Below are 17,302 nucleotides of genomic sequence, written 5' to 3' on the forward strand. Positions count from 1 at the left end.
GGTGTGTCGGGCGGCCCGCAGTCGTCGGTGTCGTCGGTGGGTCAGTCGTCCAACCAGTCGAGGCGGCGTCCGCCGCGCTCCGGAGCCGGCCCGTCCGGCCGGGCCCGTCCGGCCGGGGGCTGGTCGCGGCCGGCCTGTGGCTGGTCGCCGTAGTATCCACCCTGCTGCTGGTCGTAACCCTGCTGGTCGTACCCGCCGGTGCGCTGCGGCGGCGGCTCCTGACCGTATCCGCCCGGTGACTGTTCGGCACCGTAACCACCGGTCTGGCCGTACCCTCCCTGCGGGGAGCCGTAGCCGGGTTGCTGGTCGTAGCCCGGGCCCTGCTGGTCGTACCCGGCGGGCTGGTCGTAACCACCCTGGTGGGCCCCACCACGCTGCTCGTAGCCGCCGTGCTGACCGCCGCCACGAGGGTCGTAGCCGCCCTGGTGGGCACCCCCGCCCTGGTGGCCCCCGGTGGGCTGGTCGTACCCGCCGTGCTGGCCGCCGTAGCCCTGGGCCGGACCGGAGTCGTAGCCGGCCTGCTGGCCGTAGCCGCCGCCGGGGTAACCGCCGGTCGGCTCCCCGCCCCGGCCGTAGCCGCCCTGCTCGGGCTGGCCGTAACCGGCCGCGCCGGACTGGCCGTAGGCGTCCGGCTCCGGCTGGTAGGTGCTGGTCGGGTAGGGGTCGGCCGCCGGGGCGTACGAGGTGCTGTCGCCGGTGTACCGGCCGGTGGGCTCGTCGTAGCGGTCGCCGCCGTAACCGCCGGCCTGCTCCTGCGCCGGATAGCCGGCGGCACCGGCCGTCGCGCCGTAGTCGCGACCACCGTAGCCACCGCCCGAGGCGGGGGCGTTGCCGTAACCGCCGCCGGAGGCGGGGGCGTTGCCGTAGCCGGCACCCGAGGCGGGGGCGTTGCCGTAGCCGGCACCCGAGGCCGGGGCGTTGCCGTAGCCACCAGCCGGTGCGGGCGACGCACCGTAGGCACCCGCCGCGCCGGCAGCTCCTGCCGCACCGGCTGCGCCGTAGCCACCACCGGAGGCGGGCGCGTTACCGTAGCCGCCCGGCTGGCCGTAGCCGGCCTGGCCGGCGGGCTCCTCGCCGTAGCCGCCGGCACCGGCCCAGTTGTCCTGCGGTGCGCCGTAGGGCTGCGGCGGGGCCGCGTACGGGTCCGGCGGGACGTCGTCGACGACCGGTCGTTGCAGCATCGTCGGCGCGTCGCTCAGCGCGGAACTGCCGACCATCGTCGGGTCGGGGCCGGCACCGACCCGGTTGACGACCCGGGTCTGGTCGTCGGTGCCGCGTGGGCTGCGGGGACCGGGGACGCCGCCTGCCGCTCCGGCACCGGCCGGACCGTCGCCGTCGTCGGCGTTCTTGCGACGGATCCAGAGCAGCACGATGGTGCCGACACCGGCCGCCACCAGCAGGCCGCCGAGCAGGATGATCAGGAAGGAGCCGAAGCCGCTGTCGTCGTCCTGGGACGCCGCCTGCTGCTGCCCACCGGTCGGTTCGGTGGTCTCCTCGGCGGTGGTGTCCCCGGTCGTCTCGTCCGTCGGCGTCGCCTCAGCCGTGGTCGACGGGGTGGCGCTCGGGCTCACCTCGACCTTCAGGGCCAGGCTGATCCGCTGGTTGCTCAGGCTCTGCCCGGCCCCCGCGCTGATCGGCTTGGTGGCGACGATGCCGTCCTTGCTGGCACCGAGGACCATCGAGCCGGGCGCGATCGGGTTCGCACTGGACCCGGTGATCCGGAAGTTGCCGCTGCCGTCGCTGGTGGTGTTGAACTGCTTGCCGGTGGAATCCTCCAGGCCCACCACCGCGTTGGGCACCGCGTCTCCGGTGGCCGTCACGACCACCTTGCCGGAGATCGACTTGACCGTCGGCTTGTCCTGCGGCGCGGTGGTCTGCGGCGCGGCCTTGGCAACCAGGGTCACGGTCGTGCTGGCCGAGTTCTCGGCACCGTTGGCGTCGACGGCCTTGACGGTGATGGTGGCGGAGCCGTTCGACGCGTCGTCGGCGAGGCTGAAGGTGGCGCTGGACCCGCCGCTCTGGTCGACCTTGGTGCGACCGCAACCGTCCACGCAGCGGAGCTTGCCGTTGCTGGAGGTGACAGAGACGTCGACCGGGGAGTCGTCACCCACGGTGAGCGAGTAGTTGACCCGGGTGGACTTCCCGGCCTCGACGGAGCTCGGGGACGCCGACACGTTGGTGACGCTCGGAGCGGCGAAAGCGGGTGTGGCGGGGACGGTGAGCAGGGCGCCGGCCACCAGCGCTACGACCACACCGGCCCGCTGCGTCCAGGCACGTCGGTGTGTTGACACGTCAACCGCCTTCCGGTCTGACCTCCCCGGCGGGGGCCGGGGATCATCACGGTACGAATACGCCGTCGGCAACTATGCCTTGTCTGACCGGATCGGCGCGACCCAGGGGCCAGCGTGGCATCCGAGAGTCAGGGGTCGTATCGTCCCGTCGTGTCCTCTCCGCACATTAAGTCCGCCGCGGTGCTGACGGCGCTGACGGCTCTCGATGAGGGGCGTACGCCCGAACGACCGGTGTATCGGGAGGCGGTCCGTACCCTTCTGACCGTCCTCGCGGAGCGTGCCCCCGGCCGATCGGTGGAGGTGCGTGTCCCACCTTACGGTGCAGTTCAGTGCGTAGCGGGTCCGCGACACACGCGGGGCACCCCGCCGAACGTGGTGGAGATGGCGCCGGACACCTGGTTGGCGCTCGCTACCGGTCGGTTGTCGTGGGCGCAGGCGGTCACGGACGGTCGCGTACAGGTGAGCGGAAACCGGGCGGACCTCACCGACCATCTGCCGCTCTAGCTGCACCGTTAGGCGCGGGCGGGTGACTGGGTGGAGGGGGATCGTGACTTTCTGTATTGACTCGTGTTCGCGTACACTGTCAGGCGACGACAGTGGTCCAGGGCCGAAAGGCGCGGAGCAGCCCCCGGCTCCGCCAGGCCAGTCCAGACCAGCATGAGGGAGCGGCAGTGCCCCGAGGCGATGGCCGGCTGAGCCACGACCTTGACCCCCAGCGACCCGGCCCCCAGGACGCCTGTGGCGTCTTCGGCGTCTGGGCCCCGGGTGAAGAGGTTGCCAATCTCACCTATTTCGGTCTGTACGCCCTCCAGCACCGCGGCCAGGAGGCCGCCGGCATCGCGGTGAGCGACGGATCGGGTGTGGTGGTCTACAAGGACCTGGGTCTGGTGGCCCAGGTGTTCGACGAGCCGACGCTGAAGAGCCTGCGGGGCCATCTGGCGATCGGGCATGCGCGTTACTCCACCACCGGTGGCTCGACCTGGGAAAATGCCCAGCCGACGATCCGTTCGACCACCTCCGGCACCACGATCGCCCTGGCGCACAACGGCAACCTGGTCAACACCGCCGAGCTGCAGAAGGAGGTCGCCGAGCGCGGCCTGCTCGACGACGGGGCCACCAACGACACCTCACTGGTGACCATGCTGCTGGCCAGCCGCCCCGACCTGTCGGTGGAGGCCGCCGCGCTGGAGGTGCTGCCGCAGCTGCGCGGCGCGTTCAGCTTCGTCTTCATGGACGAGTCGACCCTCTACGCCGCCCGTGACCCGCACGGCGTCCGCCCGCTGGTGCTCGGCCGGTTGGAACGCGGCTGGGTGGTGGCCAGCGAGACCGCCGCGCTGGACATCGTCGGCGCGAGCGTGGTGCGCGAGGTCGAGCCGGGTGAGCTGATCGCGATCGACGAGGAGGGGCTGCGGTCCAGCCGGTTCGCCGCGCCGGAGCCCAAGGGCTGCCTCTTCGAGTACGTCTACATCGCCCGCCCGGACGCCACCATCGCCGGCCGCAACGTGCACGCCGCCCGGGTGCAGATCGGCCGGCAACTCGCCAAGGAGCACCCGGTCGAGGCGGACCTGGTGATCCCGGTGCCCGAGTCGGGCACGCCGGCCGCCATCGGTTACGCCGAGGCGTCCGGCATCACCTACGGCGCCGGCCTGATGAAGAACCCGTACGTCGGGCGTACCTTCATCCAGCCGTCGCAGACCCTGCGTCAGCTCGGCGTACGACTCAAGCTGAACCCGCTGCGGGAGAACGTGCGGGGCAAGCGGCTGGTCGTGGTCGACGACTCGATCGTGCGCGGCAACACCCAGCGGGCGATCGTGCGGATGCTCCGCGAGGCGGGTGCGCTGGAGGTCCACGTCCGGATCTCCTCCCCGCCGGTGAACTGGCCGTGCTTCTACGGCATCGACTTCGCCACCCGGGCCGAACTGCTGGCCAACGGGCTGGACAACGAGGGCATCCGGCGGTCGATCGGTGCCGACACCCTCGGTTACGTCTCGCTCCCCGGTCTCATCGCCGCGACCGAACAACCCCGCAGCCGGCTCTGCCGGGCCTGCTTCGACGGGGAGTACCCGATCGACCTGCCGGCCGGGAACCTGATCGGCAAGCACGTGCTCGAAGGGGTGGGCCGGCGGGTCGCCGACGCCCCGGACGCCTCCTCCGAGCACCACACACCGCTCGTCGCCACTCCGGGCGGCGCGACCGCCCACCGCCCGTAGTACACCGGGGCCGTCCGGCCACCGTCGGCGCGGCACCGAGAACCACAAAGGGGAGAACCGTGACCTACGTGTCCGAGCGCAGCGGCGCAGGAAGTAGCCCGAGCGGCGCCGGTGGCGACCGCCAGCCCTGGACGGCGGGCACCAGCCGCACCAGCCGCAAACGCTCGGTCTCGTACGCCGACGCCGGGGTGTCGATCGAGGCGGGCGACCGGGCGGTGGAGCTGCTCAAGTCCAAGGTGAGGGAGACCCGGCGGCCGGAGGTCATGGGTGACCTGGGCGGCTTCGCGGGCCTGTTCCGGCTGGACACCAAGAAGTACAAGAACCCGATCCTGGCGTCCTCCACGGACGGCGTGGGCACCAAGCTGGTCATCGCCCAGCAGCTCGACATCCACGACACGATCGGCATCGACCTGGTCGCGATGGTCGTGGACGACCTGGTGGCGTGCGGGGCCGAGCCGCTGTTCCTGCTCGACTACATCGCCACCGGCGAGGTCGTGCCGGACCGGGTCGCCGAGATCGGCGCGGGCATCGCCGACGGCTGCCGGTACGCCGGCTGCGCGCTGCTCGGTGGCGAGACCGCCGAGCACCCGGGCGTGCTGCGTCCCGACGAGTACGACGTCTCCGCCACCGGGGTGGGTGTGGTCGAGGAGAGCGAGATCCTCAGCCCGGACCGGGTCGAGGTGGGCGACGTGGTGATCGCGATGCGTTCGTCCGGGCTGCACTCCAACGGCTACTCGCTGGTGCGGCACGTGCTGCTCGGGGCCGGCCGGATGCGGTTGGACGTGGTGATCGACGACTTCGGTCGGCAGCGCACCCTGGGCGAGGAGCTGCTCACCCCGACCAAGATCTACGCGCAGGACTGCCTGAAGCTGATCACCGAGGCGGAGGTGCGCTCGATCGCCCACGTCACCGGCGGCGGCATCCCCGGCAACCTGGTCCGGGTGCTGCCCGAGCACGTCGACGCGGTGGTCAACCGGGCCACCTGGAAGCCGCAGCCGATCTTCGACCTGATCCAGTCCAAGGGCCGGATCGAGGACCCGGAGATGGAGTCGACGTTCAACATGGGCATCGGCATGTTCGCCATCGTCTCCGCCGAGGACGCCGACCGTGCGCTGGCCACCCTGGCCGGCCGGGGGGTGGACGCCTGGCAGGCCGGCGAGATCATCGAGGGCACCGGCAACGTCCAGATGATCGGCCAGCACACCCGGGGCTGATCGTCGGGGTTGATCGGACGGACACTGGTCGGGGGTTCACCCGAGCGGCCGTCGCCGCCTAGCCTGAAGGACACTTCGGGCAAGCGGGAGGAGGGTCGATGACTGCTCGGGCCCCGGCCGTGACGGGTATGCGGGGCGTCGCGACGATCCCGTCGTACGTGGTGATGCAGCCGACGACGCTGTGCAACCTCGACTGCGCGTACTGCTATCTGCCGTACCGGGCGGTCGACCGGCGGATGCCGGTGGCGGTGGCCGAGGCGGTGGCTGCCGCGGTGGCCCCCTGGGCGGCGCAGGGCCGGTTCTCGGTGGTCTGGCACGGCGGGGAGCCGCTCGCCGCCGGGCGGGAGCATCTGGCCGCGCTGATCGCCCCGTTCCCCGCCGGGGTCGAGCACCATGTGCAGACCAACGCCACGTTGATCGACGACGCCTGGTGCGCGTTCTTCGTCGAGCACGGGGTGCGGGTCAGTGTGAGCGTGGACGGCCCACCCGACCGCAACGGGGAGCGGGTGACCCGGGCCGGCCGGCCGGCGTACGACCGGATCGTCCGGGGGATCGCCGCGTTGCGTCGGCACGGTCTGCCGTTCTCGGCGCTGGCGGTGGTGAGCCGGCCGACGCCGGGGCTCGCCACGGAGCTGTACGACTACTTCCTCGACCTGGGTTGTGACGTCCTCGGCCTGAACATCGAGGAGACCGAGGGGGTCAACACCCGCAGCAACGCCTACGACGCGGCGACGGTGACCGCGTTCTGGGCGGAGCTGGTGTCGGCCTGGCGGCGGACACCGCGGCTGCACCTGCGGGAGGTGGAGTGGTCGTTGCGGTACGCGGCGGCGGTGCTCGACGGCGCGGAGGGTGACCTGCTGCCCCGGCAGCTCGACCCGATCCCGACGATCGGGCACGACGGCTCGGTGACCGTGCTCTCCCCCGAGCTGGCCGGCTTCTCCGACGCCCGCTACGGCGACTTCAGCAGCGGCAACGTGCTGGCCACCCCACTGGCCGAGATCCTGGCCGGGGCGGCGGGCACGGACTGGGTGGGTGAGTTCCTCACCGGTGTCGAGGCGTGCCGGTCGTCCTGCCCGTACTTCGGCTTCTGCGGCGGTGGCCATGCGGCCAACCGCTACTTCGAGCAGGGGCGGTTCGACGGTACGGAGACCGAGCACTGCCGCAACAGCAAGATCCGCCTATTGGAGGGAGTGTTGGAGCATGCCCGAGACCACGAGTCACCGGTCGCCTGAGCGCGTCGGGGCTGGCACGGACCAGGTCGCCGACCGGGTGCGGGAGGCTGCTGGGGAGATCTCCGCCCTGCTCCACGAGGCTGACGCCGCGCGTCGTTCCCGGTCGGAGGCGTCGGGCGGGGAGGGTGCCGGCGCGGTGTGCGCCTGGAACCACTTCGAGAACATCCCGACCTTCTACAACTGGAACAACCGACCGCGTTGAGCCCGGCGACGACGGTTCACCGCACCGGCCGGGTAGCGGTGGCCGCCGGGATCAGGGACCGCGCCGATCGGCCGGAGCGTGCTCCGGGACGGCGGGGTCCCTGATCGTCGGTGGTAGCGCCGCTCTGGTCGGGCACATGCGTGAGCACGCGGAGAGTTGCCGCGTGCTCAATGTGACCGGAGGTCAGCGGGTCGCCGGAGCCCAGGGGTCCGGATCGTCGCCCGCATGATCCTCGTCGTCGTCGTCGACATACTCTTTGTAGTCGTCGTCGAAGTGCTGTTCGGACTTCCCACCAGCACTCGCCAATTCGCGCTGCAAGGCGGTGAGGTCGGTGTTCGGGGAGTGGTACTTCAACTCCCGGGCCACCTTTGTCTGCTTGGCCTTAGCACGGCCGCGCCCCATGGCTCGACCCCCTCGCACAGAATGCGGGGCAGCCCGAAGGCGGGCCCCGATGACGTCAGGCATCTCTCGTGGCTCTTACGGTACATGGGGATGCCACCGTTCGGCACCTCGGGTTACCGTCTGCCGGCCCTGCGCGTCGCAGTCACCCGGCCGTCACCGATTGTACCGGGTAAGGGGTGATCGCCGGAGCTGCCCATGACGCCGGTCAAACCATCCCAAAAGCCACGTAATCCCCATGCTGTCGAGCGGGTGTCCCTACCCCGGCGGCGGTCGGGCCGGGACCCGGTGGGCCGCCGGGGGCGGTGTCCCGGGCGCGGCCGGCCGCCAGGCCCGGGACGGGCGCTCACCGCAGGTGGATGGCGCGCAGCCGGCCCACCTCGGCCATCCGACGCTCGGCCAGCCGGTCGGCCGCCACGGCCGGCGGCACCCCCTCGTCGTCGGCCAGCCGCAGGATCTGCCGGGTGGTGTCGAAGATCCGGGTGGCCCGCAGCTTCGCCCGGTCGAAGTTGAAGCCCTCGATCTCGTCCGCGACCTGGATCACACCGCCGGCGTTGACCACGTAGTCGGGGGCGTAGAGGACCCCCCGGTCGGCGAGCTGCTTCTCGATGCCCGGATGGGCGAGCTGGTTGTTGGCCGCCCCGGCGACCACCCGGGCCCGCAGCGCCGGCACGGTGTCGTCGTTGAGCGCCCCGCCCAGGGCGCACGGGGCGTACACGTCGATGTCGGCGGCGACCAGCGCGGAGGTGTCGTCGACCAGGGTGACGCCGGGATGGTTGGTCCGCGCCCACGCCAGTGCCCTCGGGTCGACGTCGGTCGCCACCACCTCGGCCCCGTCATCGACCAGGTGACCGGTCAGGTGCCGGCCGACCTTGCCGAGCCCGGCCACCCCGACCCGACGCCCGCGCAGGCTCGGGGTGCCCCACACGTGCTCGGCGGCGGCCCGCATCCCCTGGAAGACCCCCCAGGCGGTGAGGACCGACGAGTCGCCCGCGCCGCCGTGCTCCACGCTGCGGCCGGTCACGTAGCGCGTCTCCCGCGCGATCACGTCCATGTCCGCCACGAAGGTGCCGACGTCGCAGGCGGTGTAGTAGCGCCCACCCAGGGACTGCACGAACCGGCCGTACGCGCGCAGCAGCGACTCGCTCTTGAGCTGGTCCGGGTCACCCCAGATGACCGCCTTGCCGCCGCCCAGGTCCAGCCCGGCCAGGGCGTTCTTGTACGCCATCCCCCGGGACAGGTCCAGCACGTCGGCCAGTGCCGCCGCTTCGCTGGCGTACGGGTAGAACCGGGTGCCGCCGAGCGCGGGGCCCAGCGCGGTCGAGTAGATACCGATGATCGCCCTGAGGCCGCTCTGCCTGTCCTGACAGAAGACGACCTGCTCGTGACCGGCTGATCCCGGGTCGTCGGTGCTCGCGAATACGCCCATGACACGCTCCTGTGTCGGTGTGCGCCCTCGTGGGGCGCGGACCTGGTCGGCTGCCGGCGGGGATGGTGCCGGCCCCTGACCAGCCTAGTGGCGGTCGGAGACCGTGCCGTAGCCCGACGGGCCCGGCACCGGGTCGTCCGCCGCCGACCGGCCCCGGTCCGGCCGGGCCACCCGGCACCGGGTCACCTGCCGCCCGCCGGGCACCGGCCCGGCCGGGCACGACGGCGGCGGCACCGGCACCGGGTTTCGTGGGAGGATCGCGCGGTGCCGTCGCTCTTCGCTTCTTACCTGCGCGTGTACGAGCCGCTGACCGCCTTCGACCGGGACCGTCAGTCGTACTGGCGGCGCTACGTGCGGGAAGGGCGGGCGGTGGCCCCGTTGGAGGGGCCGGGCCGGCAACGGACCTCGGTCATCGCGGCGCTCGGCGCGGGCTGGACCCGGCTGCCCGACCTGCCCGACGAGGCGTACGTGCTGGAGATCGACGATGCCCTGCTGGTCTGCCCCTGGAACCTGCGGGTCCGGGTCGCCGAGGCGGCGTTGAGCGCCCGCGAAGGGGTGCCGTCGGTGATCGCCGACGCGTTCGTCCCGCCGATCCTGGCCGGGCAGGCCAAGTCGGTGGTGGAGGACTGGCGCAGCGGTGCCCGGGTGCTGGAGCACGGGGTGCCCCGGCTGCACGAGCAGATCGCCACCTGGGGCGTACCGCTGCGGTGGTTCGTGCTCTTCGAGGGGGGCGAGCGGGACCTGGTCACCCGGCCGGGGCGGCGGGCGTTGCGTTACCGGACGGAGATCTCCAGGGCCCGGCGGCGGGCCTCCCGGGCGCTGTCGGTGCTGAAGAAGTCGATCGGTGAGGCGCCGATCACCGAGGCGGTGGAGGAGGCCGCCCGGTGGTTGGAGGAGTTCCACCCGCGCTCGGTGGTCGAGCTGGACTACGGCGGTCTCGTGCAGTTGCTCTCCGACGAGACGCTGGCGGGGGACGACTCGCCGGAGCTGGTGGCGACGGGTCTGGCCGGGCTCTCCCGGGGCGAGGCGGACGAGGCGTCGGCGGCCTATGACCAGCTGGTTGCCAGGTGGCGGGCGATCCAGTTGCTGGAGCGGTGCAATTAGCCATAAAACGCCCAGTAACAACGCCAACCATGAGACAGTCTCGTAGTTGACGCATCACGAACCGTGATCATGAGTCCGAATAAGGTACTTTCTGCCGTGTAAAAGTCAGATAAATCGGGCATGGTTCATCCGTCCGTCTAGGGACCTTCGGCCGTTCGGCCCATGTCGGACATCGGGGACTAGCCGGACCATGGGAGACGCGTCGGCCGGCGGGACCCCGGCCGATGTCTATCCATGTGGAGGAGTGACCGATGGCATCGCGAACGCACGAACCAGAGCCGCTACTCACGCCGGCCGAGGTGGCGTCGATGTTCCGTGTCGACCCGAAGACGGTGACCCGGTGGGCCAAGGCGGGGAAGCTCAGCGCGATCCGAACCCTGGGCGGACACCGTCGGTACCGTGAGTCGGAGGTGCGGGCGTTGCTACAGGGACAGATCCCCCAGCAGCGCCAGGGGGACTGACCCGGTCAGAGCGTTTCGACCTCAGGGGCGGGCGGACGTCGCGGCAAGCGGCGACCGACCGCCCCTGAGTCATGTACGTGGTCGGTGCGGTCACCGGCCGGGCCGACGGTCACGGCCCGACGGTGACCCGGATACCGATGGTGCCCGCCTCGCCCCGGCGCAGCCGGCTGCCGAGCAGGGTCAACCGGCCCAGCAGCCGGTACTTGCGCTTGAGCAGGTCACGCACCCGGCTGCTCTCCTGCGGCCCACAGAGCACCGCGTGGCCCGGCACCGCCTCGCCCAGCGGACGGCCGCGCACGTCACAGGGGGCCACCGTCACCGTGCCGTCCCGCCGGATCCGCTTGACCTTGCCCGAGTCGGCGACCGTCCAGATCGCCAGGGTGTCGTCGTCACGGACCGCCCAGACCGGGGTGGACACCGCACGACCGTCCTTGCGGAACGTCGTCAGCAGGACGTACTTCTCCGCCGCCAGGCGGTCCAGATCGGTCACGCCGCCCAGGATACGGCGACCGCTCCCGGATAACGTGCAGGTCGTGACCGGAGAACCTCGGCTGGGCGACGTGTTCGGAGAACTGCTGCGCGACGCGTACGCGGTGCACACCGGGATCGGCCCCCGGCCGTTGGTCGGCGGACGGCTGCCCCGACCGGTCATCGAGATCATCGAACGGGACGACGGACTGGTCAACGGGGCCCCCGCCGCGCACTACCTCGACGGGCCGGAGCACTGGCAGCCGTACGACCACCGGGCCGTGGACCGGACCCGGGGGGCCACCCTGGACGTCGGCGTCGGGGGCGGGCGGATCGCGCTGGTGCTCCAGGAGCGCGGGGTGCCGGTCACCGGGCTGGACACCTCACCGGGGGCGCTGCGGGTCAGCCGGCACCGGGGGGTCCGCGACCTCGTCCTCGGCACCGTCGACGAGCACGTCGCCGATGGCCGCCGCTACGACACGTTCCTGCTGCTCGGCAACAACCTGGGGCTGATCGAGGGACGGGAGCGGGCCCCGGCGTTCCTCGCCGCGCTCGCCGCGCTGGCCCGGCCCGGCGCGCAGGTCATCGCGCACGGCACCGACCCGTACGGCACCACCGACCCGGTGCACACCGGCTACCACGAGTGGAACCGGCAGCGGGGGCGCCTCGGCGGGCAACTACGGTTGCGGCTGCGCTACCGCGAACTCGGAACCGAGTGGTTCGACTACCTGGTCTGCTCCGCCGAGGAGTTGGCCGAACTGGTCCGGGGCACCCCGTGGCGGCTGACCGACGTGGACGACCGCGACGCCCCGTACTACCTGGCCACCCTGCGGCTGGCGGGGCCCGGCGGGTGGTGAGCGGGGCCGGCTGGCGGGGCCCGGCGGGTGGTGAGCGGGCCCCGGGGACGGGTGGGCCGTGAGCGGGGGCCCGGTCGGGCCCCCGCGTCCGGATCAGACCTGGACGGTCGGGGGAAGCGGCTCCGGGGGGAGGCCACCGTCGCCGTCGACCACCTCGTCCGGGGTGCCGTCCTCGTCGATGTCGACCATGGTGATGTCGACCTTGCCGTCGCCGTCGGTGTCGAACTGGAACAGGTCCGCCCGGCCGTCGCCGTCGGTGTCCACCACCCACACGTCGGTCTTGCCGTCGTTGTTGGTGTCGGCGCGGAGCAGGTCGACGCGCTCGTTGCCGCGCGTCTCCACGATCGCCGTGCCGTCGGTGGTGCCGCTGCCGTCCACGGTCTCCGGTGCCTGGCTCATGTCGACTGGTTCCTTCCCTTGACGTTGGCCCGTCTGTACCCGGTGCGGCGATCCCCCACGCATACCGCCGGGAACGGTGCTGCATAGGGTCGCACCCATGAGCGAGCGAAGCGAGCGGTCGGGCGTGCCGGAGACCCCGCACGTCACCGTGCGCAGTGAGGGAGCTTCCATGAGTCGTCTTGTCGTCGTCGGGGCCGGCACGATGGGGCTCGGCATCGCCTACGTGGCGGCCGGCGCGGGCTACGCCGTCGAGTTGGTGGAGGTGGACCGGGGGCGGGCCGAGGCCGCCGCCGTCCGCCTCGACGAGCTGTGCGCGCGGGCGGTGCAGCGGGGCAAGGCCGGTGCCGACGAGGCCGCCGCGCAGCGGGCCCGGATCACCCTGCGGGGCGCGCTCGCCGAGGTCGCCCCGGCACCGGAGGTGATCGTCGAGGCGGTGCCGGAGCGACCGGAGCTGAAGCGGTCGGTGCTCGCCGAGGCGGAGCGGCTGCGCCCGGCGCTGCTGGGCAGCAACACCTCCAGCATCCCCATCGGCGAGTTGGCCGGGGGCCTGGCCCGACCGGAGTCCTTCCTCGGGCTGCACTTCTTCAACCCGGTCTGGGCGATGGCCCTGCTGGAGGTGGTGGTCGGCGCGGCCACCGCGCCGGAGACCACCGCGGCGGCCGTCGCGCTCGCCGGCCGGCTGGGCAAGGACCCCGTCGTGGTACGCGACCTGCCCGGGTTCGCCACCTCCCGGCTCGGGGTGACCCTCGGCCTGGAGGCGATCCGGATGGTGGCCGACGGGGTGGCCGACCCGGCCGACGTGGACAAGGCGATGGTGCTCGGCTACCGGCACCCGGTCGGCCCGCTGGAGCTGACCGACCTGGTCGGGCTGGACGTGCGGCTGGACATCGCCCGCACCCTCCAGGCCGCCTACGGTGACCGGTTCGCCCCGCCACCGCTGCTGGTCGAGATGGTCGCCGCCGGGAAGCTCGGCAAGAAGTCCGGCCAGGGCTTCTACGCGTGGAAGGACGGTCGCCGGCAATGAGCGGACTGCGGGTGGAGGAGCTGCCCGACCGGGTGGTGGTGACCCTGGACCGGCCGGAGAAACGCAACGCCATCGACGCCGACCTGATCGGTGCGCTGCACGACGTCTGCGCCGCGCTGGAGGCCCGGCCGCGGCTGCTGCTGCTCACCGGCGGCACCGACGGGCTCTTCGCCGGCGGGGCCGACATCGGTCAACTGCGCGAGCGGGGCCGGCTGGACGCCCTCGCCGCGATCAACTCGGCGGCCTTCGCCCGGCTCCGGGCCCTGCCCATGCCGAGCGTGGCCGCCGTCGACGGCCCCGCGTTGGGCGGCGGCGCGGAGCTGGCGTACGCCTGCGACCTGCGGGTGTGCACGGCGCGGGCGGTCTTCGGCCAGCCGGAGGTGCGGTTGGGCATCCTGGCCGGCGCGGGGGCGACCCACCGGTTGCCGGCGCTGGTCGGCGAGGGGCGGGCCAAGGAGCTGCTGTTCACCGGCCGGCGGGTCGACGCCGACGAGGCGCTGCGGATCGGCCTGGTCAACCGGGTGGTGGCCGAACCGGCGGAGCTGCTGCCCACCGCGCACGGACTGCTCGACGAGATGGCGAAGGGTTCCGCGTTGGCGTTGCGGCTGACCAAACTGGCGGTGGACGCCCCGCCCGCCGCCCACCCGCAGCTGGACCTGGTCAGCCAGGCGGTGCTCTTCGAAGACGAGGAGAAGCACCGTCGGATGACGGACTTCCTGGAACGTCGGCGACCCCGCTGAACGGCGGTGGGGCGGCACCACACCCGGTGCCGCCCCCACCCACGTCGCGTCAGTGCCGGATCGGTACGCCCGCGTCGGCCAGCGCCTTGATCAGCCCGGCGGACTCACCGAAGCCGATGACCAGCACCGCCTCCGGCTTGTAGTTCTTGATCTCGCCGGCCAGGCTGCCGAAGTCGACGGGCGGGGCCTTGGCGTCGGCCGGCGGCTCGTAGGTGAACAGCTTCACCCGGTCGGTGCCGAAGCCGGCCCGCTCCAGCTCGGCGCGGACGGTCTCCTGGAGGCCCTCGCCGTAGGAGTCCTTGCGGGCCACCACCACGATCTTGTGCGGTCCGTCGCGGAGGATCACGTCGGCCAGGGCCCGGCCCTGGAGGCTGTCCGGCGGGGCGGTCCGGAAGTAGAGGCCCTTGTCGTCGGCCTGGCTCAACCCGGAGTCGGTGTTGGACGGCGAAAAGAGGATCTTGCCGGCCGCCACCACGTCCGGCAGCACCGCGCTGGAGATGCCGGAGGCGGCGGCCCCGATGATGACCTGGACCTTGTCCTTGACGTGCGAGGCCACGGTGGCCTTGGCGACGGCCGGGTTGGTGCCGTCGTCACCGTCGATCCACGTCACCGGGTCGCCGAGCACCCCACCGGCGGCGTTGATCTCCTTGAGTGCCAGCGCCACACCGGCCGCCAACGGGGGGTTGGCCAGGGCCAGGTCACCGGTCTTGGGCAGCAGGCCACCCAGGATCAGCGGGGAGCCGTCGCTGCTGTCGTTGCGCCCGCCCCGCTGCTTCTTGGGCTTGGGGGCGGCCTTGGTGCTCACCCCGGACTCGTCCCCCGCACCGACGAACTCGGTCTTCGCGTCGTTGATCTTCTGGTTGTCGAAGTGCAGGGTCGCGTAGCTGGCGGTGGCCGGCTCCCCGAGGTCGGTGAAGCCGGCGCGGGTCAGCGACGGGCCGCGGTACTCGATGTCCTGGGCGTCGCGGGCCAGGGACAGGCAGCTCGCCGCGTCGGTGCAGCGCTGACCGTTGGTGGTCACCCCGACGATCTGCTTGGCGATGTCGGCCGGATCGGTGCTGCCCGCCAACTGGGCGGCCAGCGCACTGATCATGACCGCGTCGTACGACTCCGCCGCGTAGAGGTAGTCGGTCAACTTCGGGTCGATGGAACGTAGCCGCTGCTTGAAGTCGTCGGTGAGCGGCGTGAGCGGGGTGGTGCCCTTCATGCCGTCGACGAGATCCGCCCGGTCCTTCAGCTCGGCGGCGAAGGAGTTGAGCATGTTGCCGTCGGTGCCGTACAGGCGTACCTGCGGGGCAGCCGTCTCCTCGGGCTTGTCGGTCGTCCCGCAGGCGCTGGTGACGAGCAGGAACGACGCGCAGGCCGCCAGGATGGCCGCGCGCGGGCCGCGTGTAACGAGCATGGTCGTCCTTCCTCCGGCGCAGGTCCGGTGGGCACCATAGCGTGCCGACGACAACCGTGGGACCAGGGAGGCTGCCCTGGTCGCCGGCCCGACAGCGGACCGCACGCTCTGTCACGTCGGCTCAGCGGGTGGTCACCATCTCGGCGCTGTCTTCGCTTGACCTGGCGTCCTACTGTGCCGCAGGTGACCGACGTACCGGATCAGACGCTGGCCGACGCTACCGCCGTGCTCCATTCGGCGCTGACCGGGGACGGCGCCGCGGTGGCCGGCACCTTCGACGCCGTGGTGGACCGGTCCGGCCTCGCCGGTGCCTACACGGTCGCCTGGACGCTGGCCGCCACCATGGTCGGCGACCCGCCACCGCCGGGCACCTGCGCGTTGGACTTCCCGGGCATCGACGACGCGGGGTACGACACCCGCTGGGTGGCCCGCTTCGTCAGCGCGTACGCCAACCACGACGCCGACACCGGTGAGGCGCTGTTCGGGGCGGCGGTCGCCGACGGGCAGCTGCCGGACTGCCTGCTCACCCTCGCCGGTTCGACCGTGGCGACCCTGCGCAGTCGGGCCGGTTGACGGCGCGACGCCCGTGCGGACGCCGCGCCGGCCGGCTCAGTACGCGTGGTACGCCACCAGCGGCTCGTACTCGTAGCGCAGGTTGGTGAAGCGGACCTTGAAGTTCGCGCCGTCGCGCACGTTGGTGGCGACGGTGATCCAGTCGGACTTCGCCGGCAGGTAGGTCAGGTAGTTGCACTTGTTGGTCTTGTCGATGAAGACCACACACGCCTCGGTACCGAACTCGCTGCTGTTCTTGACGTTGACGTCCTTGCACCGGGTGCTGGCCTTGTACGGCCCGGCGTCCCCGCCCCAGCCACCGACCTGGAAGTACGACCGGACCGCCCCGCCATAGCAGGTGGCAGCCGATGCGGAGAGGTTCGTCTCCGCGGCGGCCTGGGCGGGTGCGCCGAACCACAGCAGGGGCAGGGCGGCGACGATTGCGGTCAGTCGGGCGGTCCGGGATGCCATGGTGGTGCCTCCAGGGAAGAGGGGCGGACCCTGCGTCGTGCACAGGGTGCGGTGAGTGGCGATGATATCTGTCGATCTCTGATCCCGCTGTGACACAACCGTGAACCTTTTGTGGTACCTGTGACCCATGTCCGAGGCGATGCTCAGCAAGGTGCGGAAGCTGTTGGCCCAGGCAGAGGACGCCGCCTGCACCCCCGCCGAAGCGGCCGCCTTCACCGCCAAGGCCACCGAACTGATCGCCCGCTACGGCGTCGACCGCGCCCTGCTGGCCGCCCGCGACCCCACCACCGACCCGGTCGGCGACCGGCTGGTCGACGTCGTCGCCCCGTACGCCCGGGACAAGGCCGGGCTGCTCGCGGCGGTGGCCGACCCGCTGCGCTGCCGCTGCATACGCCGACCCGCCGGCACCGGCTTCGCGCTGCACCTGTTCGGCTTCGCCAGCGACCTGGAACGGGTCGACCTGCTCTTCACCTCGCTGCTGGTGCAGGCCGCGCACGGCCTCGCCGGCACCGTGGTCCCACCCGGCGAACACCCGGCGGCGTTCCGGCGCTCCTGGCTGGCCGGCTTCGCCCGGGTGATCGCCGAACGGCTCCGGGCCGCCGAGGCGGGCGCGGTGGCGCAAGACGGCACCCCGTCGGTCGCGCTGGTGCTGGCCGACCGTTCCGACCGGGTGGCCCGCCGGGTCACCGAGGTCTATCCCCGGCTGCGGACCGCGCCCACCCGCCGGCTCGCCGGCTCCGGGTTCGGCGCGGGGGAGGCGGCCGGCCAACGGGCCGACCTCGGCGGGCCCGACGCGGTGCACGCCCCGACCACCCCACCCCACCCCGGACTCCCCGGACGGTGAACA

The 17,302-nt window shown here is 72.2% G+C and carries 19 protein-coding genes; 12 read left to right on the top strand and 7 right to left on the bottom strand.

Going from position 1 to position 17,302, the window contains the following annotated elements; all coding sequences use genetic code 11:
- Window positions 1-41 precede the first annotated feature (41 nt).
- Complete coding sequence (locus AB0B63_RS11035; protein WP_357016917.1) at window positions 42-2,291, bottom strand: carboxypeptidase regulatory-like domain-containing protein; 2,250 nt, start codon at window positions 2,289-2,291, stop codon at window positions 42-44.
- 150 nt (window positions 2,292-2,441) lie between these two features.
- Between AB0B63_RS11035 and AB0B63_RS11040 the strand changes: the two genes are divergently transcribed.
- The 5 genes from AB0B63_RS11040 to amcA all read left to right on the top strand — a co-directional run bounded on the left by AB0B63_RS11040 (window position 2,442) and on the right by amcA (window position 7,149).
- The gene (locus AB0B63_RS11040; RefSeq protein WP_357016920.1) at window positions 2,442-2,795 is read left to right on the top strand and encodes a sterol carrier family protein; all 354 of its coding nucleotides are present in this window, start codon (window positions 2,442-2,444) and stop codon (window positions 2,793-2,795) included.
- A gap of 167 nt (window positions 2,796-2,962) precedes the next feature.
- Window positions 2,963-4,501, top strand: a complete 1,539-nt coding sequence (purF, locus tag AB0B63_RS11045) for an amidophosphoribosyltransferase (RefSeq protein WP_208565351.1) — start codon at window positions 2,963-2,965, stop codon at window positions 4,499-4,501.
- A 59-nt stretch (window positions 4,502-4,560) separates the two neighbouring features.
- Entirely contained in the window at window positions 4,561-5,715 is a 1,155-nt protein-coding gene (purM, locus tag AB0B63_RS11050) for a phosphoribosylformylglycinamidine cyclo-ligase (protein WP_357016923.1), read from the top strand.
- Window positions 5,716-5,843: 128 nt separating this feature from the next.
- Window positions 5,844-6,947: a cyclophane-forming radical SAM peptide maturase AmcB gene (amcB, locus tag AB0B63_RS11055; RefSeq protein WP_357017121.1), complete on the top strand. Its 1,104-nt coding sequence runs from the start codon at window positions 5,844-5,846 to the stop codon at window positions 6,945-6,947.
- Window positions 6,916-7,149, top strand: a complete 234-nt coding sequence (gene amcA, locus AB0B63_RS11060) for a multiple cyclophane-containing RiPP AmcA (RefSeq protein WP_208565354.1) — start codon at window positions 6,916-6,918, stop codon at window positions 7,147-7,149. Before amcB ends, amcA begins: the two co-directional genes overlap by 32 nt.
- 183 nt (window positions 7,150-7,332) lie before the next feature.
- Here amcA and AB0B63_RS11065 read toward each other — a convergent pair whose 3' ends face one another.
- Window positions 7,333-7,551: a DUF3073 domain-containing protein gene (locus AB0B63_RS11065; RefSeq protein WP_208565355.1), complete on the bottom strand. Its 219-nt coding sequence runs from the start codon at window positions 7,549-7,551 to the stop codon at window positions 7,333-7,335.
- Between the two features lie 343 nt (window positions 7,552-7,894).
- Window positions 7,895-8,977, bottom strand: a complete 1,083-nt coding sequence (locus tag AB0B63_RS11070; RefSeq protein WP_208565356.1) for a Glu/Leu/Phe/Val dehydrogenase — start codon at window positions 8,975-8,977, stop codon at window positions 7,895-7,897.
- A gap of 264 nt (window positions 8,978-9,241) precedes the next feature.
- On the opposite strand from AB0B63_RS11070, the gene AB0B63_RS11075 reads away from it, so the two are divergent.
- Together AB0B63_RS11075 and AB0B63_RS11080 are read left to right on the top strand one after the other, a co-directional pair.
- Window positions 9,242-10,081 carry a hypothetical protein gene (locus AB0B63_RS11075; protein ID WP_208565357.1) on the top strand — a complete coding sequence of 280 codons (840 nt, stop codon included), beginning with the start codon at window positions 9,242-9,244 and terminating at the stop codon, window positions 10,079-10,081.
- A gap of 251 nt (window positions 10,082-10,332) precedes the next feature.
- Window positions 10,333-10,542: a BldC family transcriptional regulator gene (locus tag AB0B63_RS11080; protein ID WP_007073996.1), complete on the top strand. Its 210-nt coding sequence runs from the start codon at window positions 10,333-10,335 to the stop codon at window positions 10,540-10,542.
- A 109-nt stretch (window positions 10,543-10,651) separates the two neighbouring features.
- Here the strand turns inward: AB0B63_RS11080 and AB0B63_RS11085 are convergent, their stop codons facing one another.
- Window positions 10,652-11,032: a PPOX class F420-dependent oxidoreductase gene (locus tag AB0B63_RS11085; RefSeq protein ID WP_208565358.1), complete on the bottom strand. Its 381-nt coding sequence runs from the start codon at window positions 11,030-11,032 to the stop codon at window positions 10,652-10,654.
- 43 nt (window positions 11,033-11,075) lie between these two features.
- Between AB0B63_RS11085 and AB0B63_RS11090 the strand changes: the two genes are divergently transcribed.
- A complete protein-coding gene (locus tag AB0B63_RS11090) occupies window positions 11,076-11,867 on the top strand; it encodes a methyltransferase domain-containing protein (protein ID WP_357016929.1) in 792 nt (263 codons plus the stop codon).
- A 93-nt stretch (window positions 11,868-11,960) separates the two neighbouring features.
- Here AB0B63_RS11090 and AB0B63_RS11095 read toward each other — a convergent pair whose 3' ends face one another.
- The gene (locus AB0B63_RS11095; RefSeq protein ID WP_091252088.1) at window positions 11,961-12,266 is read right to left on the bottom strand and encodes a hypothetical protein; all 306 of its coding nucleotides are present in this window, start codon (window positions 12,264-12,266) and stop codon (window positions 11,961-11,963) included.
- Window positions 12,267-12,435: 169 nt separating this feature from the next.
- Here AB0B63_RS11095 and AB0B63_RS11100 point away from each other — a divergent pair, with 169 nt between their 5' ends.
- Window positions 12,436-13,290, top strand: a complete 855-nt coding sequence (locus tag AB0B63_RS11100; protein WP_357016932.1) for a 3-hydroxyacyl-CoA dehydrogenase family protein — start codon at window positions 12,436-12,438, stop codon at window positions 13,288-13,290.
- The gene (locus AB0B63_RS11105) at window positions 13,287-14,030 is read left to right on the top strand and encodes an enoyl-CoA hydratase/isomerase family protein (RefSeq protein ID WP_357016935.1); all 744 of its coding nucleotides are present in this window, start codon (window positions 13,287-13,289) and stop codon (window positions 14,028-14,030) included. Before AB0B63_RS11100 ends, AB0B63_RS11105 begins: the two co-directional genes overlap by 4 nt.
- A gap of 49 nt (window positions 14,031-14,079) precedes the next feature.
- On the opposite strand, the gene AB0B63_RS11110 is transcribed toward AB0B63_RS11105, so the two are convergent.
- Window positions 14,080-15,432, bottom strand: a complete 1,353-nt coding sequence (locus tag AB0B63_RS11110) for an ABC transporter substrate-binding protein (protein ID WP_357016938.1) — start codon at window positions 15,430-15,432, stop codon at window positions 14,080-14,082.
- A 183-nt stretch (window positions 15,433-15,615) separates the two neighbouring features.
- Between AB0B63_RS11110 and AB0B63_RS11115 the strand changes: the two genes are divergently transcribed.
- The gene (locus AB0B63_RS11115) at window positions 15,616-16,005 is read left to right on the top strand and encodes a hypothetical protein (RefSeq protein ID WP_208565363.1); all 390 of its coding nucleotides are present in this window, start codon (window positions 15,616-15,618) and stop codon (window positions 16,003-16,005) included.
- Window positions 16,006-16,041: 36 nt separating this feature from the next.
- Here AB0B63_RS11115 and AB0B63_RS11120 read toward each other — a convergent pair whose 3' ends face one another.
- Window positions 16,042-16,455 (bottom strand): hypothetical protein, encoded by a 414-nt coding sequence (locus AB0B63_RS11120; protein ID WP_357016941.1) that lies wholly within the window; start codon window positions 16,453-16,455, stop codon window positions 16,042-16,044.
- Between the two features lie 127 nt (window positions 16,456-16,582).
- Between AB0B63_RS11120 and AB0B63_RS11125 the strand changes: the two genes are divergently transcribed.
- A complete protein-coding gene (locus AB0B63_RS11125; protein WP_208565365.1) occupies window positions 16,583-17,299 on the top strand; it encodes a DUF2786 domain-containing protein in 717 nt (238 codons plus the stop codon).
- Window positions 17,300-17,302 lie beyond the last annotated feature (3 nt).

This window comes from Micromonospora sp. NPDC049081, assembly GCF_040648835.1.
GTDB classification, from domain to species: domain Bacteria; phylum Actinomycetota; class Actinomycetes; order Mycobacteriales; family Micromonosporaceae; genus Micromonospora; species Micromonospora antibiotica.